General features: G+C 45.6%; 25 protein-coding genes and 1 riboswitch. Of the genes, 10 read left to right on the forward strand and 15 right to left on the reverse strand.

The window, feature by feature from the left end:
• The first annotated feature begins 100 nt into the window (after positions 1-100).
• From ugpB to CDZ87_RS13990, 5 genes are all read left to right on the forward strand, one after another.
• On the forward strand, positions 101-1,408 hold the full coding sequence (gene ugpB / locus CDZ87_RS13970; RefSeq protein ID WP_100754097.1) for a sn-glycerol-3-phosphate ABC transporter substrate-binding protein UgpB: 1,308 nt from the start codon (positions 101-103) through the stop codon (positions 1,406-1,408).
• Positions 1,409-1,535: 127 nt separating this feature from the next.
• Complete coding sequence (gene ugpA / locus CDZ87_RS13975; protein WP_100754098.1) at positions 1,536-2,417, forward strand: sn-glycerol-3-phosphate ABC transporter permease UgpA; 882 nt, start codon at positions 1,536-1,538, stop codon at positions 2,415-2,417.
• On the forward strand, positions 2,417-3,265 hold the full coding sequence (gene ugpE, locus CDZ87_RS13980; protein WP_100754099.1) for a sn-glycerol-3-phosphate ABC transporter permease UgpE: 849 nt from the start codon (positions 2,417-2,419) through the stop codon (positions 3,263-3,265). Before ugpA ends, ugpE begins: the two co-directional genes overlap by 1 nt.
• On the forward strand, positions 3,266-4,423 hold the full coding sequence (locus CDZ87_RS13985; protein ID WP_100754100.1) for a sn-glycerol-3-phosphate import ATP-binding protein UgpC: 1,158 nt from the start codon (positions 3,266-3,268) through the stop codon (positions 4,421-4,423). It abuts the gene before it with no gap.
• Entirely contained in the window at positions 4,416-5,225 is an 810-nt protein-coding gene (locus CDZ87_RS13990) for an HAD-IIB family hydrolase (RefSeq protein WP_100754101.1), read from the forward strand. The genes CDZ87_RS13985 and CDZ87_RS13990 overlap by 8 nt, the downstream gene beginning before the upstream one ends.
• 171 nt (positions 5,226-5,396) lie before the next feature.
• Here the strand turns inward: CDZ87_RS13990 and CDZ87_RS13995 are convergent, their stop codons facing one another.
• The 3 genes from CDZ87_RS13995 to ftnA form a co-directional block, all read right to left on the reverse strand.
• Positions 5,397-6,590 (reverse strand): BaiN/RdsA family NAD(P)/FAD-dependent oxidoreductase, encoded by a 1,194-nt coding sequence (locus tag CDZ87_RS13995; RefSeq protein WP_100754102.1) that lies wholly within the window; start codon positions 6,588-6,590, stop codon positions 5,397-5,399.
• 105 nt (positions 6,591-6,695) lie between these two features.
• The gene (gene uspB / locus CDZ87_RS14000; protein WP_100754103.1) at positions 6,696-7,019 is read right to left on the reverse strand and encodes a universal stress protein UspB; all 324 of its coding nucleotides are present in this window, start codon (positions 7,017-7,019) and stop codon (positions 6,696-6,698) included.
• A 74-nt stretch (positions 7,020-7,093) separates the two neighbouring features.
• On the reverse strand, positions 7,094-7,621 hold the full coding sequence (gene ftnA, locus CDZ87_RS14005; RefSeq protein WP_038175568.1) for a non-heme ferritin: 528 nt from the start codon (positions 7,619-7,621) through the stop codon (positions 7,094-7,096).
• Positions 7,622-7,777: 156 nt separating this feature from the next.
• On the opposite strand from ftnA, the gene uspA reads away from it, so the two are divergent.
• Both uspA and CDZ87_RS14015 read left to right on the forward strand, forming a co-directional pair.
• Complete coding sequence (gene uspA / locus CDZ87_RS14010; protein WP_100754104.1) at positions 7,778-8,203, forward strand: universal stress protein UspA; 426 nt, start codon at positions 7,778-7,780, stop codon at positions 8,201-8,203.
• Positions 8,204-8,275: 72 nt separating this feature from the next.
• Entirely contained in the window at positions 8,276-9,157 is an 882-nt protein-coding gene (locus CDZ87_RS14015) for a carboxylate/amino acid/amine transporter (protein WP_100754105.1), read from the forward strand.
• A gap of 53 nt (positions 9,158-9,210) precedes the next feature.
• On the opposite strand, the gene CDZ87_RS14020 is transcribed toward CDZ87_RS14015, so the two are convergent.
• The 3 genes from CDZ87_RS14020 to CDZ87_RS14030 all read right to left on the reverse strand — a co-directional run bounded on the left by CDZ87_RS14020 (position 9,211) and on the right by CDZ87_RS14030 (position 13,855).
• Positions 9,211-9,774, reverse strand: a complete 564-nt coding sequence (locus CDZ87_RS14020) for a hypothetical protein (protein ID WP_100754106.1) — start codon at positions 9,772-9,774, stop codon at positions 9,211-9,213.
• 100 nt (positions 9,775-9,874) lie between these two features.
• A complete protein-coding gene (locus tag CDZ87_RS14025; protein ID WP_100754107.1) occupies positions 9,875-10,654 on the reverse strand; it encodes a class I SAM-dependent methyltransferase in 780 nt (259 codons plus the stop codon).
• 63 nt (positions 10,655-10,717) lie between these two features.
• A complete protein-coding gene (locus CDZ87_RS14030) occupies positions 10,718-13,855 on the reverse strand; it encodes an EAL domain-containing protein (protein WP_100754117.1) in 3,138 nt (1,045 codons plus the stop codon).
• 101 nt (positions 13,856-13,956) lie between these two features.
• Between CDZ87_RS14030 and asnC the strand changes: the two genes are divergently transcribed.
• Positions 13,957-14,421: a transcriptional regulator AsnC gene (asnC, locus tag CDZ87_RS14035; RefSeq protein WP_100754108.1), complete on the forward strand. Its 465-nt coding sequence runs from the start codon at positions 13,957-13,959 to the stop codon at positions 14,419-14,421.
• Between the two features lie 50 nt (positions 14,422-14,471).
• On the opposite strand, the gene tsrA is transcribed toward asnC, so the two are convergent.
• Together tsrA and CDZ87_RS14045 are read right to left on the reverse strand one after the other, a co-directional pair.
• Positions 14,472-14,759 carry an H-NS-like global regulator TsrA gene (gene tsrA, locus CDZ87_RS14040; RefSeq protein WP_100754109.1) on the reverse strand — a complete coding sequence of 96 codons (288 nt, stop codon included), beginning with the start codon at positions 14,757-14,759 and terminating at the stop codon, positions 14,472-14,474.
• 83 nt (positions 14,760-14,842) lie between these two features.
• The gene (locus CDZ87_RS14045) at positions 14,843-16,036 is read right to left on the reverse strand and encodes a multidrug effflux MFS transporter (protein WP_100754118.1); all 1,194 of its coding nucleotides are present in this window, start codon (positions 16,034-16,036) and stop codon (positions 14,843-14,845) included.
• A 110-nt stretch (positions 16,037-16,146) separates the two neighbouring features.
• Between CDZ87_RS14045 and CDZ87_RS14050 the strand changes: the two genes are divergently transcribed.
• Together CDZ87_RS14050 and CDZ87_RS14055 are read left to right on the forward strand one after the other, a co-directional pair.
• Positions 16,147-17,115 (forward strand): LysR family transcriptional regulator, encoded by a 969-nt coding sequence (locus CDZ87_RS14050; protein ID WP_100754110.1) that lies wholly within the window; start codon positions 16,147-16,149, stop codon positions 17,113-17,115.
• Positions 17,116-17,185: 70 nt separating this feature from the next.
• Entirely contained in the window at positions 17,186-18,976 is a 1,791-nt protein-coding gene (locus tag CDZ87_RS14055; RefSeq protein WP_100754111.1) for an aminopeptidase P family protein, read from the forward strand.
• Between the two features lie 78 nt (positions 18,977-19,054).
• Here CDZ87_RS14055 and thiH read toward each other — a convergent pair whose 3' ends face one another.
• From thiH to crcB, 7 genes are all read right to left on the reverse strand, one after another.
• On the reverse strand, positions 19,055-20,167 hold the full coding sequence (thiH, locus tag CDZ87_RS14060; RefSeq protein WP_100754112.1) for a 2-iminoacetate synthase ThiH: 1,113 nt from the start codon (positions 20,165-20,167) through the stop codon (positions 19,055-19,057).
• A gap of 14 nt (positions 20,168-20,181) precedes the next feature.
• Complete coding sequence (locus tag CDZ87_RS14065; protein WP_100754113.1) at positions 20,182-20,946, reverse strand: thiazole synthase; 765 nt, start codon at positions 20,944-20,946, stop codon at positions 20,182-20,184.
• 4 nt (positions 20,947-20,950) lie between these two features.
• Positions 20,951-21,160, reverse strand: coding sequence for a sulfur carrier protein ThiS (gene thiS / locus CDZ87_RS17200; RefSeq protein ID WP_172953591.1), 210 nt, complete (start codon positions 21,158-21,160; stop codon positions 20,951-20,953).
• A 3-nt stretch (positions 21,161-21,163) separates the two neighbouring features.
• Positions 21,164-21,931 (reverse strand): HesA/MoeB/ThiF family protein, encoded by a 768-nt coding sequence (locus CDZ87_RS14070; RefSeq protein WP_172953592.1) that lies wholly within the window; start codon positions 21,929-21,931, stop codon positions 21,164-21,166.
• Positions 21,921-23,183, reverse strand: a complete 1,263-nt coding sequence (locus tag CDZ87_RS14075) for a thiamine phosphate synthase (RefSeq protein ID WP_100754114.1) — start codon at positions 23,181-23,183, stop codon at positions 21,921-21,923. Before CDZ87_RS14075 ends, CDZ87_RS14070 begins: the two co-directional genes overlap by 11 nt.
• Complete coding sequence (gene thiC / locus CDZ87_RS14080) at positions 23,183-25,123, reverse strand: phosphomethylpyrimidine synthase ThiC (RefSeq protein ID WP_100754115.1); 1,941 nt, start codon at positions 25,121-25,123, stop codon at positions 23,183-23,185. Before thiC ends, CDZ87_RS14075 begins: the two co-directional genes overlap by 1 nt.
• Before the next feature lie 125 nt (positions 25,124-25,248).
• Positions 25,249-25,347: riboswitch (TPP riboswitch) on the reverse strand.
• Between the two features lie 68 nt (positions 25,348-25,415).
• Positions 25,416-25,799: a fluoride efflux transporter CrcB gene (crcB, locus tag CDZ87_RS14085; RefSeq protein WP_100754116.1), complete on the reverse strand. Its 384-nt coding sequence runs from the start codon at positions 25,797-25,799 to the stop codon at positions 25,416-25,418.
• Between the last annotated feature and the right edge of the window lie 330 nt (positions 25,800-26,129).

A 26,129-nucleotide genomic window follows, 5' to 3' on the forward strand; every position in this document is an offset into this window, starting at 1 on the left:
TCATTTAATATTCATTTGAATTTTTTGTAGCGGATTAACTACCTAAATGAACATCCGCAAGGAAGTACCTGTTCAAATCATCCAATGAAAAGGAATCATTATGATTATTAAACACCTGGCCGGACTTGCTGTTGCAGCGGCATTCATCAGCACGCAAGCACAAGCAAAAACAGAGGTTGAGTGGTGGCACGCAATGGGTGGCGCGCTAGGTAACAAGGTAAATGAAATTGCGGCAGACTTTAACGCAAGCCAGTCAGAGTACGAGATCAAACCAGTATACAAAGGCAGCTACGCAGAAACCATGACCAGTGCTATCGCGGCGTTCCGAGCAAAAGAGCAGCCAGCGATTGTGCAAGTATTCGAAGTGGGTACGGCGACCATGATGGGTGCTGACAAAGCGATTTATCCTGTTTATCAGTTGATGGAAGACACCCAAGAGTCGTTTAACCCTGATGATTACCTTGCAGCCGTAACGGGTTACTACACCACCAATGAAGGCAACATGCTTTCGCTGCCATTCAACAGCTCAACGCCGGTGCTTTACTACAACAAAGACATGTTCGCAAAAGCTGGCGTAGCAAACCCACCAAAGACATGGAAAGAGATGGAAGAAGTTTCTCGTAAGCTGCTGGCATCTGGTGCGAAGTGTGGTTTCAGCACAACATGGCAATCATGGACGCAAATCGAGAACTTTGGTGCGCGTAACAACGTGCCTGTTGCCAATAATAACAACGGCTTTGCTGGCCTAGACACGAAATTCAAGTTCAATGACTCGGCTTTCGTTCGTCACATTGATCAAATGGGCAAATGGTCGAAAGAAGGTATCTTCAAGTACGGCGGTCGCCAATCTGATGGTATGCCACTGCTCTACACCCAAGAGTGTGCAATGACCATGGGATCGTCGGCAGGTCTGGCTGGTATTAAAGAGAACATGAAAGACGTTGAGATCGGCGTCGCTCAACTGCCTTACGATTCAGAGATCGTCGCTAAACCACAAAACACCATCATCGGTGGTGCATCACTTTGGGTACTTCGTGGTCATTCAAGCGACGAGTACAAAGGTGTGGCGAAGTTCTTCTCTTACCTTTCTAGTGCAGAAGTCCAAGCGGATTGGCACCAGTTTACCGGTTACCTACCAATCACTAAAGCGGCTTACGAGCTCACGAAAGAGCAAGGCTTCTACACAAAGAACCCAGGCACAGATACAGCGGTTCTACAAATGACGTCAACCGAGCCTACAGAAAACTCAAAAGGCATTCGCTTTGGTAACTTCCTGCAAACACGCGACATCATCAATGAAGAGCTAGAAGCGGTGTGGGCAGGCAAAGCAACGGCACAAGCTGCGCTAAACAATGCGGTTCGTCGTGGTGACGAGCAGCTACGTCGCTTTGAGCGCACACAGAAATAACAAATATGAATAACCAACAATGACGCGCTGAGTCTTATGTAAATAGCCGCTCAGATACGCACTCTCCCCGCCCATCTTGGGTGGGGAATTCGCTCACACACCTTGCCTGTTTTACTTTGGTATTTGTATGTCCTCACCTGTTGTTTTTAAACACAAATGGCTTCCGGTTGCGCTGATCGCTCCTCAGTTGCTGATCACCTTGGTGTTCTTCATCTGGCCGGCGGGACAAGCCATTTTCCAATCTTCTCAACTTGAAGATGCTTTCGGCATGAGCCGTGAGTTTGTGGGTTTAGAGAACTTTGAAAGGCTCATCCATGATCCCCTTTACTTAGATTCTTTAATGACCACGCTGCAATTTAGTATCAGCGTTGCGGTGCTCGCGTTGGTCAGCGCACTTGTTCTTTCCGCTTTCGCCGAACACATCATTCGTGGCGCGACCCTGTATCGTACCTTCTTGATTTGGCCTTATGCGGTCGCTCCTGTTGTCGCAGGTTCGTTATGGCTATTCCTATTCGATCCAACCATCGGTGTCATGACCGAGCTGTTGAATCTATTTGGAGTTAACTGGAATCCGACGCTCAATGGCACCCATGCAATGTGGATGGTAATCATCACCTCGACTTGGAAGCAAATCAGCTACAACTTCCTGTTCTTCTTAGCGGCGCTTCAATCTGTGCCGAAGTCTTTGCACGAAGCGGCAGCCATTGATGGTAGCGGCCCGATCAAACGCTTTATCACCATTAGCTTCCCACTGATCTCACCAACCAGTTTTTTCTTGTTGGTCGTGAACTTTGTTTATGCGTTCTTTGATACGTTCGCCATCATCCACGCGATGACTCAAGGCGGTCCAAGTAACAGCACCTCGACCTTGGTTTACAAAGTCTATAACGATGGCTTTATCGGGCTGGATTTAGGCTCATCGGCCGCGCAGTCCGTGATCCTGATGATATTGGTCGCTTCCCTGACTGTTATCCAATTTAAGTATGTTGAGAAGAAGGTGGCGTACTGATGGTAGAAAGAAGACCGTTTTTTAATCTGTTTTGCCATGTCATTTTGATTCTTGGCATCATTTCGATTGCGCTTCCGGTTTGGATTGCAATCGTAGCCACCACCCATGAGAACAGCGCATTCGCTACCGGTACACCGTTGTGGTTTGGGGACTTGGGTTTTAGCGTCTTCACTGACTTGTTGAGTAACGACACCCAGTACAACAACAATACTTTGCCGATTGGCAACATGCTGCTGAACTCCTTCATTATGGCAATGTGCATTACCATCGGTAAGTTGAGCATTTCCATCATGTCCGCGTATGCAGTGGTGTTCTTCCGTTTTCCGGGACGAATGTTGGCGTTCTGGATGATCTTCTTCACGCTGATGTTACCCGTTGAAGTGCGCATCATGCCGACGTTTGAGGTGATTACGAACCTCAACATGCTCAACTCATTTTACGGTTTAACCATTCCGCTGATTGCCAGTGCAACGGCCACTTTTTTGTTCCGTCAGTTCTTCTTAACTGTGCCGAATGAACTGGTGGAAGCTGCACGAATTGATGGCGCAGGACCAATCAAGTTCTTCTTCGATATCTTGTTGCCTCTGTCGCGTGCCAACATCGCCGCACTGTTCGTCATCACCTTCATTTACGGTTGGAACCAATATTTATGGCCACTTTTGATCACCACAGACGTGCAGTACTACACCATCGTGATGGGTATTAAGCAAATGCTTGGAGTGGTTGATGGCGTGATCGAATGGAACAAAATTATGGCCACCACCATTATCGCCATGTTGCCACCTGTGATTGTGGTACTTGCAATGCAAAAAGCCTTTGTTAAAGGTTTGGTAGATTCGGAGAAATAAATGTCTACGTTAACTCTTTCTAATATCGCTAAATGTTATCCGAACGGTTATCAGGCGATCCAAAAAATTAATCTCAATATCTGCGACGGTGAAATGGTCGTATTGGTTGGTCCAAGTGGCTGTGGTAAATCCACCTTACTTCGCATGATTGCAGGTTTAGAAGAAATCAGCTCAGGAGAGCTTAAGATCGACACCACGACTGTCAACGAGCTCGAACCTGGCGAGCGCGACATTGCTATGGTCTTCCAAAACTACGCCTTGTATCCACACATGGCGGTGTTCAACAACATGGCTTATGGTCTGCGTAACCGCAAAACACCAAAAGCGGAAATCGAACGATTGGTTCACGAAGCGGCAAAGATGCTGGAGCTGGATCACTTACTCGACCGCAAACCGGGGCAGCTTTCTGGCGGACAACGTCAACGTGTGGCGATGGGGCGTGCAATTGTACGTGAACCCAAAGTGTTTTTGTTCGATGAGCCATTGTCTAATCTAGACGCCAAACTGCGTGTTCAAATGCGTTTGGAAATCAAAAAGCTTCAGCGTCGCCTCGGAACTACATCGGTTTACGTTACCCACGACCAAGTGGAAGCAATGACGCTGGCGGACAAACTTGTCGTTTTGAACAAAGGTAATGTCGAACAAGTTGGCACACCGCTAGAGATATACGACAACCCCGCGTCTTCGTTCGTTGCGACCTTTATTGGTTCACCATCCATGAATATCTTGGATGGCAATGTTAGCGTTGATGGCATCACTATCGGTGACGCGCTACTTCCTGTCTCTACAACAAACTTGGATTTGGGTGGAGTAAAACTAGGGCTTCGTCCGGAGCATTTACAAATCAGCCAAGATAACCCATGGTTGCAAGTAGAAGTCGAATTAATTGAATCGCTCGGTGCTGATTTGTTGCTTTACTGCCGCACAGAAGGTGATGATTTACAAAAGCTAGTTGTTCGCGTTGAGGGACATACACCAATTCAAATTGGCGACAAACTTGGTCTGGACATCAAGCCAAAACATGTTCATCTATTTGATGCCCGCACCGAAAAGCGTATCGAGTGTACCCTGGCTCCCGCGATGTCGCTGCAAGACGTCAGTGACAATACCCAAGTAATCAATCCTCAAGTAAATAAGCAAGGAGTGGTGAATGCCTAACCCGTTATCAGAACTCAATTTAGAGAGTCTGAAACAGATCGAATGGCTGCTGACCGACGTGGATGACACGTTGACTTGGCAAGGTAAACTGCCACCAGAAACTCTAATTGCATTAGCCGAGCTAGAGCGTGTCGGCGTAAAAGTAGTGGCAGTCACGGGCGCCTGCGCTGGCTGGTGTGACCAAATGGCAAAGATGTGGCCACTGCATGGTGTGATTGGTGAAAATGGCGCGTTTTGGATGAGAAAAGACGCGACAGGGTTCAACACTACCTTTGCGCGCCCAGCGGAAGCGATGCGCAAAGAACAACGCGCATTACAAGAAAGCATTGCGGGCATTTTGGCGGAGTATTCCGATATCGATTTCAGCCAAGATCAGAGCTTTCGCTACTGTGACGTGGCGGTGAACATCGCACAAGATAGAGTGCCGGTTCCTCCTTCCACAACATTGGAACTCCTCAATCGCATCGTGAATTTGGATGTGGAGTCTAACCCGGTCAATGCAACATTGAGTTCAATTCACATCAATGCTTGGGTCGGTAATCACAGTAAGCGCACTAATGGTGAAGCGTACATTAGGCAGTTCAATCACGGCGAGTTACCGAGCTTAGAGCACATCACGTATGTGGGGGATTCATTGAATGATGAAGGCATGTTTGAATGGTTGCCAACAACCTTTGGCGTAAACAACATTCGTCCTTTATTGGCGACAATGAACCATCAACCTAAGTATGTAACACAAGAGAACGGCGGCTACGGGTTTGCGCAATTGGCAAGCTTGATCGTTCAAGCGAAAAGTCTGTAATTCTTGTGTGAATATCGTCCTTAGCTCGAACGCAGTTTGATTCACTCAGCGCTTAAAACAACATGTCCATTCACCCTTCTGCTCTTCGTAGGCTTTAATGTGATGGACGTACCTCCCTTCTAACCTTGCATATCACACTTACGAGCAAACTTTATTGTCTCTACACACAAATTATACCCACTGGCCTGCAGCGTAAGCAGAACTCCAGCACCACTGAAAGTTATAGCCACCCAACCAGCCAGTCACGTCCATCACTTCTCCAATAAAATACAAGCCTGCTACTTGCTTACATTCCATAGTCTTTGATGAGAGATGATTCGTATCTACGCCGCCCAACGTCACTTCCGCGGTGCGATATCCTTCGGTGCCATTGGGTGTAATTTGCCACTGTTCGAGTTGAGCGGTGACGTTGCTGAGTTGTTTGCTGCTCAATTGCTTAAGTGGCTTATCTTCTAGCAACTTTAATTCTATCAATACGTCTACTAGACGCTTAGGTAACACTTTCGCGAGGGTATTTTTCAAGCTCTGATTAGGGTGTTTAGCCAATGAACGCTCGAGCAATTCATCAACATCAATCTCTGGAACTAGGTTTACCGTTACCTTTTGCCCAGCGCGCCAGAATGACGAGATCTGTAGCACTGATGGGCCAGACAAGCCACGGTGAGTAAACAACAAGGCTTCTTTAAACACAGTGCCATCTTGCGCTGTGATTTCGGCAGGCACCGCTATCCCTGACAGCTCGGCTAAAGCTTGTTTGTCTTCTTTATGCAAGGTGAAAGGAACCAATCCTGCGCTGGTTGGTAACACACTTAAGCCAAACTGCTCGGCCACTTTATAACCAAATGGCGTAGCACCCAACTTCGGCATCGATAATCCACCAGTAGCAACGACCAACGATTGACACTCAATCACACTGCCATTGGCACGCAACACAAAACCCGATGCTGTCTTCTCGATCTGTTGCACGTCTTGTTGGTAACGCTGGGTGACGGTTGCTAGATCGCACTCTGCCAGCAGCATTTTTACGATATCTTTCGACGTGTAATCGCCAACACAAAATAATTGGCCATGATCGCGCTCTTCAAATTCAATGCCGTGCTTACTCACCAAAGAGATAAAATCCCAGTTAGTGTATTGAGACAGCGCCGATTTCACAAAGTGTCGGTTTTGGCATAAATAGTGGTTGGCCGACACCTCATAATTGGTGAAGTTACATCGCCCCCCACCCGCAATCAGGATTTTTCGTCCTGGCTTTTTAGCGTGATCCAACACTAAGGTCTTGCGACCACGTTTGCCTGCCTCTGCCGCACACATTAAACCTGCTGCACCTGCACCAATAATGACAACGTCAAACTTTTCTGTCATGAACCACTACTCATAAAAGCCAATAAAAAAGGATGTGCATACGCACATCCTTTGCAATTCGAAGCCTCATTCTAGCGGTATTTGATCTGATTGCCAATTCAGCAATTAAAGAATAAACGCCGCCAACAGTGTCACAATCAACAGAGAGGTTGATAAGATAAACAGCTCTCGCACCCGATCACACTTACCCGTGAATACTTCATCATGATGATGGTGATACTCTTTGCTCTTCAAGTAATGGTACAAGCGGAACTGCTTGGTCACGTTGCCGTGGGTAGTAAAAAAGCCATTACCATCAACCTGTTGATAGAGTAAGGGATGGGCTTCTCGCATAATATAAATGAGAGAGCGCAGTGCAGTAAGATAGCGAGCCATATTGACTAAGGTCACCATCATTAGTGCGAATAGAACTGTGTCAGCATTGATCATCTTTTCCTCCCTACATCTTCTAAAATGCCCTGAGAAAAAGACGATCTATCTATTAGAGGGTCTTAAGCCGAATACTATTCAGCAGGGGCATCCATGATCGAAGATGAACCTTCTTTTGCTAAAGCCGCTAGATCTTTGTCGATAAAGAACAGCGCTTTACCGTCTTCGCCTACAAGATCTAACTTATCTAAGATCCCTTTAAATAACTTCTCTTCCTCGTGCTGCTCTGCAACATACCACTGTAAGAAGTTGAAGGTTGAATAGTCTTGTGATGTAAAGGCTAAGTGCGCAAGCTTGTTGATCTTCTCTGTAATCATCTGCTCATGCTCAAAGGTTTCACGGAATACATCACCCAGACTGTTAAATTCATGCTTTGGTGCATCAATTGACCCTAAGATTGGCATTGCCCCTGTTTCGCTCACATAAGTAAACAGACGCTGCATGTGCCCCATCTCTTCTACGGCATGTGCACGTAAAAATTCAGCAGCACCTTCGAATCCTTTGTCTTCACACCAAGCACTCATTTGTAAGTATAGATTGGATGAGAAAAATTCGAGATTAATTTGTTCATTCAATTGTTCGACCATTGCTTGAGAAAGCATATACCACTCCTACTAAGTCTATGAAGTTAAATTGACTATATTATTTTCACCACCATAACACTTTGTATGTCAAATGTGGATCTGAGATCACTTTGGCAAAATTTGTTACGCCAAGGTGCTAATCTTTACTCAGTACCCTTACCAGGAGATAGCACTATGAGTTATCAACATATTTTGGTCGCCATCGATCTTTCAGAAGACAGTAAGTTACTCGTCGAAAAGGCCGTGGCCTTAGCAAAGCCACTCAATGCCGAAGTATCGTTCGTCCATATAGACGTCAACTATGCAGAGCTTTATACCGGTCTGATTGATATCAATCTTGCTGAAACGCAACATCAGGCCATTGAGGCATCGCAAAAGCAGCTGCAAGTACTGGCTGAACACGCTGATTTCCCAATCAAGCATACCTTGGTCGGCAGTGGTGATCTCAGCAATGAGCTGTGCGATACCATCAGTGAATTTAATATTGATTTAGTGATTTGTGGCCACCACCAAGATTTTTGGAGCAAACTGCTGTCATCAACTCGCCAGCTCATTAATTGCTCGCCAGTTGATATGTTGGTTGTACCACTGAAAGACTGATTCAATAGGTCGTGTTGACCTAACAATATTGTTATACACTGCCCCTATAGTTTTTGATAATGAGTCGTAATTATGGGGTATTTATCTGCGGTCACTTTACTGTGGGCGTTCTCGTTTAGCCTGATCGGTGTTTATCTCGCTGGTCAGGTTGATTCTTGGTTTTCGGTGCTAATGCGTGTCGCATTGGCAAGCTTGGTTTTCCTGCCATTTTTAAAGTTCAAGGGCGTTGATAAAGGCCTGATTGGCAGATTAATGATCGTCGGCGGCTGTCAGCTTGGTTTGATGTACTGCTTCTACTACCAATCTTTTTTACTCCTTTCTGTACCAGAAGTATTACTCTTCACCGTGTTCACACCTATCTATGTCACCTTGATCTACGACCTGCTCAAGCGTCGTTTTTCACCTTGGTACTTGGTTACCGCCGTGATTGCCGTGATTGGTGCAGGCTTTATTAAGTTTGCAGGCATCAATGAAAACTTTGTGGTCGGTTTTTTCGTGGTTCAAGGCGCCAATATCTGCTTTGCCATCGGCCAAGTCGGTTACAAGTATTTGATCGAGCGCTATGAGGTTGAATTGCCTCAACACGCAATTTTTGGCTATTTCTACCTCGGCGCACTGTGTGTCGCTACTGTCGCTTTTGCATTGATGGGTAATATCGACAAAATGCCAACCACCCATACTCAGTGGGGTGTATTGTTCTACCTTGGCTTGGTTGCTTCTGGCTTAGGTTACTTTGCTTGGAATAAAGGTGCGACCATGGTCAATGCTGGCGCATTAGCGGTTATGAATAATGCCCTTGTACCAGCAGGCCTGGTGGTCAATATCGTTATTTGGAACCGTGATGTCGATTTAGTCCAGCTTGCAGTTGGCGGCGCGATTATTTTGCTGTCACTTTGGGTGAACCAGACTTGGGTCAAACGTAAAGTCGAGCAGAGTTATCATTCTGCACGCTAGAAATCAGTAAGCACAAGCCTGTCTATATCGATCGGGAGCCTTGTGCTTATCAACTAATGAAGTGCTAAGCCTGTATTGATTGGATTAAACGAGTTGGGGCTCGGCTTGGAGGCCGCCAGTTTTGCCTCTAGCTTAGTTTGTTTATCTAATAACTTGCGCTGTTTTTTGGCAAGTTTTAAGCGTTTCTTTTGCAGCTTGTAATGCTTCTTGAGGGCTTTTTGGGCACGCTTTAACACTTTTTTATCCAGCTCAGGTATGGCGCTATCTACATCATTACTTATTTCAATACGGTTCGCCAAAGTCGGCTTATTTGCATTCGCCACGTTATGTTTGACTCGCTCAACCACAGCTTTGACAGCTCGAGCTTTATTTCTATCTAGGGGCTGGGTAGATGAGATTGGGTGGCTGGTGGGCTTAGGCGCATGAACAAAAGAGGTCTGGTTGCAGCTGTTCGAGGCTAGGCTTGCGATAGACGTCGGTTTACACAAGGTATTCTTGTCTGATGATGCACGAGAGCAAGAGCGGCACAAGTACTTAGGTTTCGCCACTAAACGAGACAGGTCACTCAGATCCTCATCTCTCTGTTTGCGATTCATCTTACACAAACGCTTCGCCATGTCACCTCCAATCAAGAATACGAATAATTCTTACTAAGGTATACTCTATTTCTCTGTGATTAAGCAAGCAAAAAATGACTCATAACAGTGTCATGGTCAACTAAGTCATTGAAGCATTGACATAAACATCAAAACGATTTTTTTTGGTCACAATTGCCATGGTCGGTTTGTGGTGATTGAGCCAATCTGCATAATCAGGACGTTTCACCACTACCCTTTTACTGGCAAGGGCTAAAGCAGGTTCCAATAGTCCATCAGCGTCCAAGTCGGGTCCTACTAATGATTGAAAAACCCGCATCTCTTTTTTGACCAACGCGCTTTTTTTCTTACTCTCTGGGTGCGGATACATAGGGTCAAGATACACCACATCCGGGCGAGAAAAATTGGGGTCAATGGCCAGTTTATCGAGTGTATTATGACTTGAGGCATGAATCAGACTCATGCGCTCAGAGACCCACGAGCCGATCTCAGGGTCTTGTTGGGCGCGTTGTAAACCATCATCAAGCAAGACGGCGACAACAGGATGCCGCTCGACCATCTGGACGTTACATCCCAATGACGCCAATACAAACGCATCACGCCCTAAACCTGCGGTACCATCTAGTACCGTTGGCGTTGAACCTTTGTTTAATCCAACGGCCTTAGCGATCGCTTGCCCCTTACCTCCACCAAACTTACGTCGATGCGCAACCGCCCCCCCAACTAAATCAACATATATCGCGCCAAGCTTAGGTTCATCCAGTTTGCGCAGCTCCAAACGTTGCTCGGTAAGAACCAGCGCAAACGGGCTGAGATCGTCATGACTAAGCCCCCAGCGTTGGGTCATCTGCTCAAAACGATCAAGTTGAGTCGCATCTTCACATTGAAGCTGTAGTTGCACTGAGTGTTCCTAAATAGTCTCTCTAAAGCGATAACGCAGTTTACTGGATTTTGCACCTAGGTACTAAGCTTTCTGTCTCACAGAGAGCTGCTCTACCAACTCAGCCAATGGTTTGGGTTTGCCGATGTAATAGCCTTGGGCATAATCCACATCAAGCTCAATCAGTTGTTCGATAATGGCCGGGTTTTCAACAAACTCAGCGACGGTCTTTTTACCCATCTTATGTGCCAAATCATTTATGGAGCGTACCATTAAGTGATCTACCTCATTAATGTCCATTTCTTGGACAAAAATACCATCAATTTTGACGATATCGACTGGCAACTTTTTAAGGTAGCCAAACGATGACAGACCAGAGCCAAAGTCATCTAACGCAATCTGGCACCCTAACACTTTCACTTGGGTAAAAAACGCGATGGCTTGATTCATATTACTCATTGCAGCCGTTTCCGTTATCTCAAGACAGATTTTACTGCACGGGACCGAGCTGTGTTCCAGTGTGTTTAGCAAGTAAGCGATGAACTCCTTGTTACCCATAGAGTGACCCGACAAGTTTATCGAGCACAACGACAGTTTTTCAAGAGCCTGAGGATGTTGCTCAAACCACGCCAATGTTTGACTTACCACCTGCTTATCAAGTAAATGAGCGATGTTATAGCGCTCTGACGCAGGCATGAAAATTCCTGGTGAAATATAATCACCCTCAGCGTTCTTGATGCGAATAAGTATTTCAAAGTGCATACCTGCATCATCGTTTGATAGACCTAGAATTTGCTGGGCAAACAGCTCAATACGCTTATTTGCTAACGCATTGTGCACTAGGTTGACGCTATTCATCTCTTGCTCACGACGGCGCAGCTCTACGTCATCCAAACAATACATGTTAAAGCGATTACGTCCCTCTTCTTTTGCTGCATGACACGCGGTGTCTGCTTGTGCATGAACCATTTGAGGTGATGCCGCGGTATGATCTATCAATCGAATACCTATTGAGCAGGTTAAATTGAGGCGAATATCTTCCCAAAGGAAAGCGTGCTCACTTAGGGTATTGATGATCATACTCGCCAGCCTTTTTGCGTCGAGCTCAGTACAATCTTTAAGCAGGATCGCAAACTCATCGCCCCCCATACGCGCGAGAATGGTATTATATGGCAATACCTCTTCAAGCATGCTGGCGCAGAATTGAATTGCCGCATCGCCCGCATCGTGACCGGCGGTATCGTTGAGTACCTTAAGTTGGTCTAAATCTATGTAAAGCATGGCGTGAGTGCGAGTATCATCACTCACATCTTCAAGTGCTTGCTTGAGCGCATGTTCAAAAAAGTTACGGCCATAAGAACCGGTTAGAAGATCGTGTTCGGCCTGATATTTAAGCTGTTCTGCTAAGGCGCGTGTTTCCGTTACATCCTCACCCACAATGAGTAAATGGCCCGTTTCGACCAACGGTCTGATGTTTTCGCGAATCCACACAGCCTGACCATCGGCATGGCGATATTCAATATCACGACGCCACACACCATTGATAGCTTGCTTAGGTTGCAACAACACCTGCCGCGGAACTAAAGCATCTGCATGAAGATAAAACTCACTGAGGCGATGACCTAAGATGTCATCTGCACAATAACCAAGCAACTGCTCGGCAAACTGGTTCGCTTGTTGAATCCGGTTATGCTCATCTAGCGTGACCATCATTACTGGCTGTTGATCGTAGTAATGGCTAAGGTTAGCTTCGCGCTGGAACAGACGCTCTTCGGTGATTTTACGCGAGGTAATATCTCTTGCCTCAAACAAGACCTGAGCGCCATTTTTCTGCGATGGAATTGGTTTAAACGATAACTCTAAGACAATCGCCCCAAGCTCTGCATGCCAGACTTCAACTTCAAATTGTGCATTTTGTATTTGATGATCTTGATTGAAATAGCGCTCAATCAATTGCGCAGATTGATTCTCCCAATGGGGATGCTGCCAGATCGGGCGGTCAAAACGGAAGCTTTGATCATAGAGTAGGTCATGCAGTTTTCGGTTGCTCGACAGCAGTAAACCTTGACCATCAAACACTCCAATAAAATGGTAGCTTTGGTCAAACACCATTTCAATTAAGGTTTGGCTCTCTTTGGCACGTTGTTCACTGCGCTTAATCTGGCGTAAATAATAAACCAATCCCAATATCACAATGATCAATAATGCCATAGTTACGCCAATGGCTTCTAACTGACGATGATATTTTTCCGTGAAGGTTTGTGGTCGGTTAAACAATGCCGCCGCAGGCTCTCCCTCAACACCAAGCCCCCACTTTTGAACCGCGTTATAATCGAGCTTTATCTCAGAAATGCCCATCTCAACTGGCGGTAACGGGCCATCCAAGTTGTTAAGCACTTTCAACAATACCTTTGCTGTTTGCTGACCATGTTGGGGGCCACCTTGAATAACCCCGCCAACAGCGCCGAACCCCAGCCCGTAATCATGCGCCATATAAATCGGTGCTTTGGAGGCTTGATTGAGCTCCTCCCATAAGGTGCTATCAGAAATTACATCACCAGTTCGAGTGCGATTGTAAACCCAAAAAATCACCGCTGCACGTTGTTCAAGCTTTGAGATAAAATCAAGCAGTTGCTCAAAATCATCAGGAATATATGAAACTAACTTTTCCTGATAGCCCGCGTTTGAACTAAGAAACGCCCAGATGTCAGCACGCACCGCAGCACCGGTTACCGAATGATCGCTAATGAGATAAATCGAATCGATATCGGGTTGGATTCGCTCGATAAGCGCAATGTTGGCGGCAATATCAACGTTCTCAATAACACCTGTCGCATTAAGATTGCGATGTAAGTAAGGTTCATAATGATTGATGCCACCAAAAATCACTGGCGTATCACCAATAACGTCACCTAATCTGTTGATCAGATTAAGGGCATTGTTATCACTGACAACAATCGCTTTAAACGCCTCTTGTTCAAATTTAGTCTTGTACAATAAATAGAGTTGTTCTAAATATTGTTCACTCTGCGAACGTTTGGTGTCGAGGTATATAATTCGAGTCGACAGGTTATAAGGGGCGATCTGTTGTTCAAAGCCATACTGAAATGAGTCTGTCCAAAATAAGCCCTGATGATATGAATGCACCACGAGGATGTCATTTTCATCCGCATTCGCCGAGACGGTACAAAAAGCAATGATGAGTGGAAGGCAGAAACGCAGCAAAATAGCTCTCTAAAACAATCGAGTATAGATATAATTGTATCACCTTGGTGATAATTTGTACTTAAACTAACCAGCAAACTTAAATAACAGGGACTTCCATGCAAGCTCAACACACCAAACTGGATGATTTAGACAAAGCTATTTTAAAAACCTTGATGGAAGATGCTCGTACGCCTTATGCAGAAATGGCAAAGCAATTTGAAGTAAGCCCGGCGACGATTCACGTACGAATAGAAAAAATGAAGTCTGCCGATATCATTCAAGGCACCGAAGTGATCGTCGATACCAAAAAGCTTGGCTATGACGTATGTTGCTTTATCGGCATCAACCTTAATGCGGCGCGTGATTACCACTCCGCACTAGAAAAGCTCAACGCTTTAGAAGAAGTCGTCGAAGCTTACTACACCACTGGTGCTTATAATATTTTCGTCAAATTAATGTGTCGCTCTATCGAAGAGCTACAACATGTCTTGATCGATAAGCTCCAAGCCATTGATGAAGTGCAGTCAACTGAGACGCTTATCTCACTGCAAAATCCTATCAATCGCAATGTGAACCCATAAAAAAGCTCACCTATTTTCGATAGGCGAGCTTGTCTGTCTTTGCTGTCGAGCTATTTTTTATTGGCTAAGTAGAGCTTGAGGTCGTCAACCGAGATGCCTTGCTCGGCGATCTCTTTGGCGAGTGAATCAACGTGCTCATTTTTACGTAATTCAATCACTTGTTGAAACTGATACACCATATCGCGTAACACTGGTAAAGGAACTTGCTTTGCTGCGCTGCGAATACGCTCACTACTTTGACTGCCTAACTCGTTTAAAATTCGACCAAACATTACTTTTTCTGGAGCTTGTTCAAGTTGCTCCAAAATACGAGCCATCTCGTAGGTTGTCATTGACATCGTTGTGTTGTTTCCACATAACTCGATATTTGAAGCTCAAATATACAGCGTTTTTATTGTTTATCAAGGCTTGTCTAACCAGATTACGCAACCGAGTAATGCCAAGTTTTACCAGCTCTCGACCATAAGATTGCCAGTCCAGGTGCAATAATCAACATTAAAGTGGCAATCACTATCTGCGGTTCCATGCCAAGACGCTGCACGGTTCCAACAACAAGGCCCGAACCACTCATCTGGAATAAACCAAGCAGTGCCGCTGCCGTACCCGCTTTATCACCAAATGGGGCGAGTGCTTTGCCTGCCGCCGCACCTAAAACCCAAGCAAAACCAATCGAAGAGAAGAAGATTGGCAACATAAAGGCTAGCGCTGTCGCATATTCCATTAACGCGAGCATCATAAACCCGCCCATGATCAAGGTAACAATACCGACTGTTAGCGCTAAGTGAGTGCCAAAACGGTCCATAAACCTAGGCGCAGCCATACAGGCAATAATGTTGATCACAGCGTTAATCCCAAACCAGAAAGTAAATTGATTCATCGTTAAACCAAGATTTTCCATCAAAACCACTGGCGCGGATGTTACATAGCCAAGGATGACGGCCATCGCTAACATACACAAACACGCATGAAATAGGAATGATGGTGTTTTCACCACATCAAGATAGCGATTTAATTTAAACACCGGCTCTTTGCTCATTTGAGGATTGGTCTCTTTCATCCCAAGCCATAACATCGTGAACACTACAACAGCGAAACCCGCCATAAAACTAAAGTTCGCACGCCAGCCAAATTGTTGAGTCAGCCAACTGCCCAAAATCGGCGCCAGTGCCGGAATAAAGCAGATCGCGCCATTGAGGTAGCTGATCATCTTGCCGCTCTTTTGCGGACCAAACATATCGCGAACTGTTGCAAAGGCTGCTACCGATGTCGCACACGCACCTAAGCCTTGTAGCAAACGGGCTGCGAGCATCCACTCAATGTTTTGAGCACTCCACGCCAATAAAGCGCTCACTGCGTAGATACTAACGCCCCCCAATGCAACAGTTCGACGTCCGAGTTTGTCTGCAAGTGGTCCAGCGAATAATTGGCCGACTCCCATCGCAAACAGAAACCATGTAATTGTGTCTTGTGCCAATGCATGTTCCACGTGGAACGTCTCTGAAATAATTGGCAATGCTGGTAGATAGATATCAATCGCTAATGGACTAAATAGAACCAAAAGAGTCAACAACACTAATTGCTGCTTTTTGGGTACGGGGTAATGGATCGATTGCACTTCTATCTCCGCTGAATAATGACTAATGAAAACGGCTTGATAGTAGTCTAAACTAGATATGCCCACTAATGATAATTAGTCATCAGTATTATTCCTAAATAGAATTTCTTATGAATATTGAAAAGTTGGCGCGAATTGACCTCAATTTGCTGGTTTGTTTACGCGTTTTGATTGAAGAGCTTAATGTTACCCGCACTGCGCATCGACTGTGTCTTAGTCAGTCGGCGGTCAGTAAAAACCTGGCCAAACTGCGCAACCAATTTGATGACGCACTCTTTATTCGCCATGCCCACGGATTAAAGCCGACACCCAAAGCTCTGTTCTTAAAACCCAAACTCGAAATCATTATCAATCAATTAGAGCAACTGACTCAACCAGAGGTGTTTCTGCCAAGTTGTAGCGATTATCGTTACCAAATTGCGGCCGTTGAAAGTGTTTATCCGCTGATTTTGCCACATTTTCTTCCTGAAATTTTCAAACAGGCGCCTCAGGTCACAATTAGTACCCATGCGTGGGCAGATGACACCTTCCGCCGCATTCAACGGGGCGAGATCGATTTAGGTATCACAGGTAAAGATATTGATATCAATGACGCTAAGCTGACCATGCTGCCACCAAGCGACATTTGTGAGCATGAGATCTATCGCGACCGCCAGATGTGCCTAGTGCGTAACAACCACCCTGCACTCAAACAACCTTGGACGCTCAATAACTACCTTGCCCAGCGCCACGTTCAAGTGCGCTGCGATGGCAATGAGCGCTGGCTGCTCGATTATCGTCTCGCGGATATGGGCAAAGAGCGCGACATTGGCATCACAGTCCCCGACTTTAATAGCGCCGCAAGTCTTTGTTCGTATACTGATTTTATCTTCACTGCCCCTAGCCACTTTGTGGAGTTAGCCTCAAAGCAACTGAACCTAACCATGCTGCCATTACCGATGGAATTTCCTCCTATGGCGTATACCCTATTTTGGCATCGTGATAGAGAGAATGATCCTGCTCTGTCGTGGATTCGACAGATTATCAACGATAAAACCATCGATTTGAGATCATTTGCAGCTAGCGCGCAAAAAGAGTAGCGTAGTTGCATTGTCCGAGCGATACGATGTCGTTGATAAGGACGTTATAACAAATGAAGGATTAATTTCGATGCTTACCAATACTGAAAAGCGTTTGACAGCCATTCGTCAGTGGCTCGCACAACGTGATATTGATGCCCTACTGCTTCCTCACGAAGATGAATATCTCGGTGAGTATGTTCCGGCTCATAACGAGCGTCTCCACTGGCTCACCGGATTCACCGGTTCTGCGGGCGTCGCTGTTATTACGCAAGATAATGCCGCTATTTTTGTTGATGGCCGTTATACCGTTCAAGTGACAAAAGAAGTACCGGCAGAACAATTCGAGTATCGTCATCTTATTGAAGAGCCCGCTCTCGACTGGGTGATGCAAAAACTCACTAAAGGCGCTTCCATCGCCATCGATCCCCGTATGCACAATTCAGCATGGTTAGAAATGGCGCAAGCAAAACTCGCGGCATCACTAGAGCTTAAGGTTCTTGACAGTAATCCCATTGACCAGTTGTGGCACGACCGCCCAGCACCCGTGGTGTCTGATGTTCGATTAATGGCAACCGAAGCGGTCGGTCAATCCAGTCAAAGCAAGCGCCAAGAGATTGCTCAACGTGTTGAAAATGCCGGAGCTAATAGCGCGGTCATCACGGCATTGGACTCCATCTGTTGGCTGCTCAATGTTCGCGGATTGGACGTATCACGCTTACCGGTATTGCTCTCTCATGCCATTGTTCACGCTGACGCTAGCGTCGAGTATTTTTTAGATCCAGCACGTCTTCCAAATAACTTTTACCAACATGTTGGCAGCAAGGTAACGGTTCATCATCCTGACGCATTACAATCTCGCCTTGAAGCACTGCAAGGTCAGAAGGTCTTGCTTGATCCAACCACCAGCAATGCATGGTTTAAACTGATATTACAAAATGCAGGGGCTAACGTGGTGAACGCGGCCGACCCTTGTTTGATGCCCAAAGCCGCTAAAAACGCCGTCGAAATTGCAGGAATGAAAGCGTGTCATATCCGTGATGGTGTCGCAATGAGCAAGTTCCTCTGCTGGTTAGATGCAGAAGTGGTAGCAGGAAACCTTCATGACGAAGCAACGCTGGCTGACAAGCTCGAATCATTTCGTCAGTTAGATCCAACCTTAATGGATCTCAGCTTTGATACCATTTCCGCAGCCGGTAGCAATGCGGCAATGTGTCATTACAATCATGACAACCAACCTCAGCCAGGAAAGCTCGAGCTTAACACCTTGTACCTAGTCGATTCTGGTGGTCAGTACTTAGATGGCACCACAGATATCACGCGTACCATCGCCATCGGCCAGCCGAGCGATGAAATGATCAAGCAGTTTACCTTGGCATTGAAAGGTCATATTGGTGTTGCTCGCGCACGTTTTCCTAAAGAGACCCGTGGCTACCAAATTGATACCCTAGCACGTCAGCATTTGTGGGCTGAAGGTTACGACTATGACCATGGCACAGGCCACGGCGTCGGTCATTTTCTGAGTGTCCATGAAGGGCCTGCAAGTATTTCGAAGCGCCTTATCGATGTGCCACTCACTGAAGGCATGGTGCTATCGAATGAGCCAGGTTACTACCGCGCCGATGCGTTTGGCATTCGCATTGAGAACTTAGAGTTGGTTGTAGAAACTCCGACCAACGGCGACTTCTCTGTGCTGTCGTTTGAGTCTTTAACGCGTTGCCCTATCGACAAACGAAACATTAACGTTGATATGTTGACCCGACCTGAACTTGCTTGGCTCAACGACTACCATAAAAAAGTATGGGACGACATCAGCCCGCTGGTAGAAGGTGACGTGAAACAATGGTTACACGCAGCAACCCAGCCGCTAGTCCATAACTAAGGCTTTCTTTATTTAAGATATGCAAAAGGGATTGATGTGTACATCAATCCCATTTTTATGTTTCACGTGAAACACTAACTAGCCGGAGTATGCCGAATGCCAATCTCGCCATACCGGATCAAACCCTCTTGAACGAATCATTGATTCGACCGATGCGGCACTCCGTTCATCACTGATCTCAAACTGTTCTAGCTCAGGGGCATCATTCGCATACCCGCCAGGTTGCGTTTTCGATGCCGCTGACATCGACGTAATTCCAAGCGGCAACACATTATCACGGAACTCTGGCGACTCTCGAGTTGATAGAGATAACTCCACTTCAGGGTTAAACAAACGATATGCGCAAATAAGTTGGACCAGTTGCTTGTCACTCATTACCGATTTTGGTTGCAACGCGCCTGCACACGGCCTTAAGCGAGGAAATGAAATCGAATATCGAGTTTGCCAGTAGGTTCGTTCCAAATAATCGAGATGCGCAGCGGTAAAAAAACAATCCGGGCGCCAGTCCTCAAGCCCAATCAGTGCGCCGATACCAATCTTATCGATCCCTGCTTTCGCTAAGCGGTCAGGAGTATCGAGCCGAAACTCAAAATCCATTTTATTACCACGTAAATGGTGCTGAGCATAAGTTGATGGATGATAGGTTTCTTGATAGACCATCACCGCATCCAAGCCTAAGGTTTTCAACTCTGCATACTCTTCTTGCTTAAGCGGTTGAACCTCCATCGCAAGATAATTGAAGCGTTGTTTGATCTGCGGTAACACCTGACGAAAGTAGTTCATTCCTACTTTAGTTTCGTGTTCGCCTGTTACCAGTAGCACGCTATCAAACTTCATTTGCTTAATAGCATCAATCTCTGCAACGATCTCTTGTTGATTGAGCGTTCTACGCTTAATACGGTTTTCCATCGAAAAACCACAGTAGGTACACGCATTGGCACATAAGTTAGACAAGTACAAAGGAATATAAAGCGACATGGTATGGCCAAATCGCTGACGAGTCAGAGCAAACGACTGTTGTGCCATTTGCTCAAGATAGCCTTCCGCAGCCGGAGAAATCAGTGCCTTAAAATCCTCCAAATCGCGCTTGGGTTTACTTAATGCACGCTCAACATCAACGCTGGTTTTGCTGTTAATTGATAAGTTGATATCGTCCCAATCCAACGGTTTAAAGTGTTCAACGAAACTCATGTCCACCTCTCACTCTAGTTATTCAGAAACGAAGTCAACGGACTCGAGGCAACCGCGTGTGACACCTTACCAGCCAAGCCGGCTTGATACGCGATGCTCCCTGCTTCTACTGCCAATTTGAACGCTCTCGCCATAGCAACTGGATCTGCGGCAGCGGCTATGGCGGTATTAACCAGAACAGCGTCGGCCCCCATCTCCATCGCTCTTGCCGCATGAGAAGGAGCACCAATTCCAGCATCAACAATGACCGGAATCTTAGCTTGGTCGATGATAATCTCAATGAAATCATGAGATGCGATTCCCTTGTTTGAGCCTATTGGCGCACCTAGCGGCATGACTACGGCGCAACCAACTTGTTCCAAGCGTTTACACAAAACCGGGTCAGCATGGCAGTAAGGCAACACCACAAAACCATCTTTGACCAGTTGCTCGGCTGCCAATAGGGTCTCAACCGGATCTGGCATTAAGTATTTTGGGTCAGGATGAATTTCCAATTTCAACCAGTTGGTACCAAGCGCTTCACGGGAGAGATGAGCTGCAAAAATGGCATCCTTGGCGTTCTTCGCGCCTGACGTATTTGGCAATAAATCAATCCCCATATCGACAAGCGGCTTAAGAATGTCATCTTGTTGATTGTTCACGTCGACGCGCTTGAGTGCCATCGTTGCCAGCTGAGAGCCCGAAGCTTTAATTGAATCTGCCATTATTTGGCTATTAGCAAACTTCCCCGTTCCAGTGAACAGGCGTGACTGAAAGGTTTTGTTAGCAATCGTCAACATCCAATTACCCTCCTGCGATAGCTTGAAAGAGTGAGATAGCATCACCTTCATTTAAATGCGTACTTGACCACTCATTACGCGGTATAACCGTATTGTTAATCGCAAATACGCAGCCAAGTTCGGGTAACGAAAGCTGTTCAATAATCGCGGTAAGCGATCGGTTTGGTTGCACATGATGAGCTTGGTCATTTATCAGAATTCGAACCGTTTCCATATTTCAACTCGCTTTTTTATGCTGTGCACATACGCTACATTCAGTGTCAGACCTAATGGTTAAGGTTTGCCATTTTAGGCTCTTACCATCGAATAGATGTAATTGATTGGATTTGAAACCGACGTCATCTAACGCCAACATTTGCAACGTAGCTAACGCTTGATAGTTACCTATCGTGCCAACGACTGGACCGATAATACCGCTATCACTGCACTTTAATGAGCTTTCAAAACCTTCCTCGGGAACCAAACACCGGTAGCAACCCGTTGTGGATTGGACGAAATTAAATACGGCAAATTGCCCCCGCCAACCAATTGCTGAGCCGGAAATTAGCGGCTTAGCTTGACGATGACAGATCCGGTTAATCAAATGCCGCGTTGGTAAGTTATCGCTGCAATCTAATACCGCATCAGCAATCATCACTTCTAAATTAAGCTGCTCCTCATTCAATCGCCGATTTAACTTACGTACATTGAGTTGGCCGTTGATGCTCTGCATCTGATTCGCCATTGCATCGACTTTGTTGGTGTTGATGTCACTTTCTCTATAGATGATTTGTCGCTGCAAGTTACTGGTTTCAACAATGTCATCATCACTGATCACTAACTTGCCAACACCAGCAGCAGCCAAATACATACCAGCTGCACTGCCCAAGCCGCCACAGCCGATGATCAGAACCGAACAACGGTTTAGCCTTGATTGCCCAACCTCGCCAATCTCTGGCAACGCGATTTGTCGTTGGTATCTTTGAAACGTACGATCACTCAACATAACTTAGCTCCGGGCTATGCGAACGAGTGGCCATAACATGGTTGAATGCTTGAATCACACTTTGCGGTTCAGAAGATAAGGTAATCGCCCTAACGACAGCTAAGCTCGATACGCCACATTGCCATACATTACTGGCGTTGGTTAGGTCGATACCACCAATCGCAACGGTTGGCACACCAACATCATCAGCATAAGGTATGCTATTGATTAGCTTTTGATACAGAGCCAAGCGAACCAGTCCTTGAGGTTTGGACGGCATTTGCTTGGTTGTGGTGGCAAAGATATGGCCCAATGCGATATAACTCGGCGCAACCTGAACAATTCGTAACAGTTCATAATAGCCGTGTGTCGAAAGTCCAAGTCTAATACCAGCATCGTAGAGTAGTTTTAGATTAGATTGTTCTAAGTCTTCTTGACCCAAGTGAACACCGTACGCACCGTACTTTATTGCAATCTGCCAGTAGTCATTAATAAAGACCTGTGCTTCAAACTTCCTTCCGAGTTCAATCGTTCGCTTTATCTGCTGCTCCAAGTCCTCTTGATCTGGGTTCTTAATCCTAAGTTGAATGGTTTTTACACCTAGATGTAACAAGCGTTCTACCCAATCAACACTATCAACGACAGGATAGAGCCCCAAGTTGCGATCAGTTACAGTTTTAAACTGAATCTTATGTTGATTTACTCCCCAGCCCACTTTGATGCCTAGGCGTGAATCTTCAATAACTGGCGTGGGAAATTGTGTGTAGTCATGAGCCCATGTTTCACGTGAAACATTGCCCATTGCACGCGCCAAGGTCAAACAGTCTTCAAGCGGAAAATCGAGAGCAAACAGGGTCGTAACCCAAGCCAAGTGATGAGGATTGTCCGCGTCATTAACTGAATCAATATAAAGAGCTCGAGTTTCACTAGTTAATGGATGATGCCAGATATCTAAGTAACGGTTACCATCTCGAACAGCTAAACACACTGTGTTTATCGCTTGCTCGGAGCAATGCGACAACGGAATAGTACTGTTATAGCTAAGGACGTAAGAGGATAAATAGTCTTGGCTTTTACAAGGAGCCAAATCTGTATACAGATCTGCCACCAAACCAATAGTGCCATTGTGCTTAGCGACTAAAATGGTATGAGTTGGACTTACGCCCAACTCAATACCATCGACTATAAATCCTTGTTGATTCGCTCGTAATAAGCATTGCTGAACAATACCAGTAAGCTCAATACAATCAGCAGGAATAAGGATTTTAGTCATCACTCCTCCACTTGAGCCGTCACAGCTGGGTGATATAGTTCTGAACCTGCAGCGAGAAATTCTTGTGATTTCTGACGCATACCTTCAAGCGGGTCATCCAACATCTTGATCGATACAGCATGGTCTGCAGCAACTTGCTCAGTATCTTTGGCGTACTCTCGCACCTCTTGTGATATTTTCATCGAACAAAACTTGGGACCACACATTGAGCAGAAATGAGCGACCTTACCTGACTCCTGTGGCAAGGTCTCATCATGGAAAGCTCGCGCAGTTTCAGGGTCAAGGGCAAGGTTAAACTGGTCTTCCCACCTAAATTCAAAGCGAGCTTTAGACAGTGCATTATCACGCACTTGTGAACTAGGATGGCCCTTGGCTAAATCAGCGGCATGTGCAGCAAGCTTATAGGTAATCAAACCGGTCTTTACATCTTCTTTGTTCGGTAGCCCCAAGTGCTCTTTAGGTGTGACATAACAAAGCATCGCACAACCGTACCAACCGATCATTGCAGCGCCAATCCCGGAAGTAATGTGGTCATAACCAGGAGCGATATCAGTGGTCAAAGGACCAAGGGTATAGAAAGGCGCTTCATGACAATGCTCAAGTTGCACCTCCATATTCTCTTTGATCATATGCATAGGCACATGGCCAGGGCCTTCAATGATGACCTGTACATCGTATTCCCAAGCGATCTTAGTCAATTCACCTAAAGTACGTAACTCTGCAAACTGCGCTTCATCGTTAGCATCCGCAACTGATCCCGGACGCAGGCCATCACCGAGAGAAAGCGCTACATCGTACTTAGCACAGATTTCGCAAATTTCACGGAAGTTGGTATATAGGAAGCTTTCCTGATGATGGGCCAAACACCATTTAGCGATGATTGAACCACCGCGAGAAACGATGCCAGTGACACGTTTCGCCGTCGTTGGCACATAACGTAACAATAACCCTGCGTGAATAGTAAAGTAATCTACCCCTTGCTCAGCTTGCTCAATCAACGTATCGCGCATCACTTGCCAATTAAGGTCCTCAGCGACACCGTTAACCTTTTCTAGTGCTTGATACATAGGAACCGTCCCAATTGGCACAGGACTGTTGCGCAGTATCCATTCTCGAGTTTCGTGAATATTACGCCCGGTCGACAAATCCATTACGGTATCGCCACCCCATCGCGTTGCCCAAACCAATTTCTCCACTTCTTCTTCAATTGACGAAGATACCGACGAGTTACCAATATTGGCGTTCACTTTGACTAAGAAGTTCCGGCCAATAATCATTGGTTCGGACTCAGGGTGGTTAATATTGGAAGGAATAATTGCCCGACCTTGTGCGACTTCTTGTTGAACAAATTCAGCAGTAATGTCTTTAGGTAGGTTGGCACCAAAGCTGTGTCCTGGATGCTGTTGGTTTAATACCTCGTCGCGATATTTAGCTCGGCCCATATTTTCACGTAGCGCGATATATTCCATCTCTGGCGTGATAACACCTTTACGTGCGTAATGGAGTTGAGTGACACACTGGCCAGCCTTAGCACGTCGTATATGGGGTAGATTGCCATAGCGCAGATCATCAAGCGTCTCGTCTTCCAACCTTTCTTTTGTGTATACAGAGCTAACATCATCAAGAATTTCAGTATCTGCTCGCTCTTCAATCCAACTCTCTCTAAGCTTAGGTAAGCCACTGTAAAGGTCGATAGAGTAATCAGGGTCTGTGTATGAGCCCGAGGTATCATAAACACGTACAGGCTCGTTTGGCTCGAAGCTTGGGTTATCTTTTGTGCCACCGACTAAACTGTCAGCGAGAGTTATTTCGCGCATCGGCACACGAATATCAGCACGACTTCCTTCGACGTAGATTTTTTTTGAATTTGGGTACGGCTGTACCGATAGAGTATCAATGAATTGTTTTGCTTCCAGTCTCGCTTGCTTGCGACTCGACATAGCATTTTTCCTTATTATGAATAATTTTGGATAAAAATGCTTGGCGGAAAGATGCGACAAGAGGAATCGAAAATAGGAAAGAACCCTAAATCAATTTTGGATAGACGATCAGCATGATGCTGATGGAGATATCTTCTCTCGTTCCCTTCGCAGATACTAATCTGATCAGGTTCAACGGATCCCGAATTAACGGTCTCAGCCTTTAGGCACTCCGACAAGTGAAATCAGTATATAAAAACGGCTTGGTTAAACCAAGCCGTAAGTTCTAAAAGTAGTCAGATGTGATGACTGGTTAGCTTTTAATCAAAAGTTGAAAGCCAATCCAAGCAGCAGAAATACTCAAAAAGACATTTAATAGTATGTTTAGCCCTATCTTTACAAAGGCACCTTGCTGCATAAGCAGAACATTATCCATAGAAAAAGTGGAAAATGTCGTTAGTGCGCCGAGAAAACCTAAGCCGATAATTTGCCGCCATGGCTCAGGAGCAAGGATCTCATTTTCAAATGCAGCGAACAGTAGACCCATAACAAAAGAGCCAATAACATTAACAGCTAGCGTTCCGTATGGAAAGCCCCTGCCGAATAACTGAACACATAACTCGGAAATGAGGTAACGAGAACATGCGCCAAAAGCCCCACCCAGAGCAATAAAGCTTAATATTGAAAGTTGACCCATTAGCCTCTCCTAAAAGTGATGACATGATTCTACCTATAATGAGTTAATTTTCGACAAAAAATTCAGCAATATCACCACATCAACAGAATTATTTTAAAAAGTTACAGTAGTCACGTTCATTAAGTTTGAACATAAAAATCATCCCCCCACTGGATATCAACCGGAACAAATTTTGGAAATCAATATGACGTGATTCTGATTAGAATTTGGCGCGGAAATCCGAAAGTATCTATATTTGTTGATGGCTAGATAGCAAAAAAACTCAACCGAAGCTTATACCAATTTAATTAAATTTCTGATCTAATGGTACCTCTATTCGGAGGTACTATA

Origin of the sequence: Vibrio salilacus, from assembly GCF_002811245.1 — a bacterium.
Classification (GTDB): domain Bacteria; phylum Pseudomonadota; class Gammaproteobacteria; order Enterobacterales; family Vibrionaceae; genus Vibrio; species Vibrio salilacus.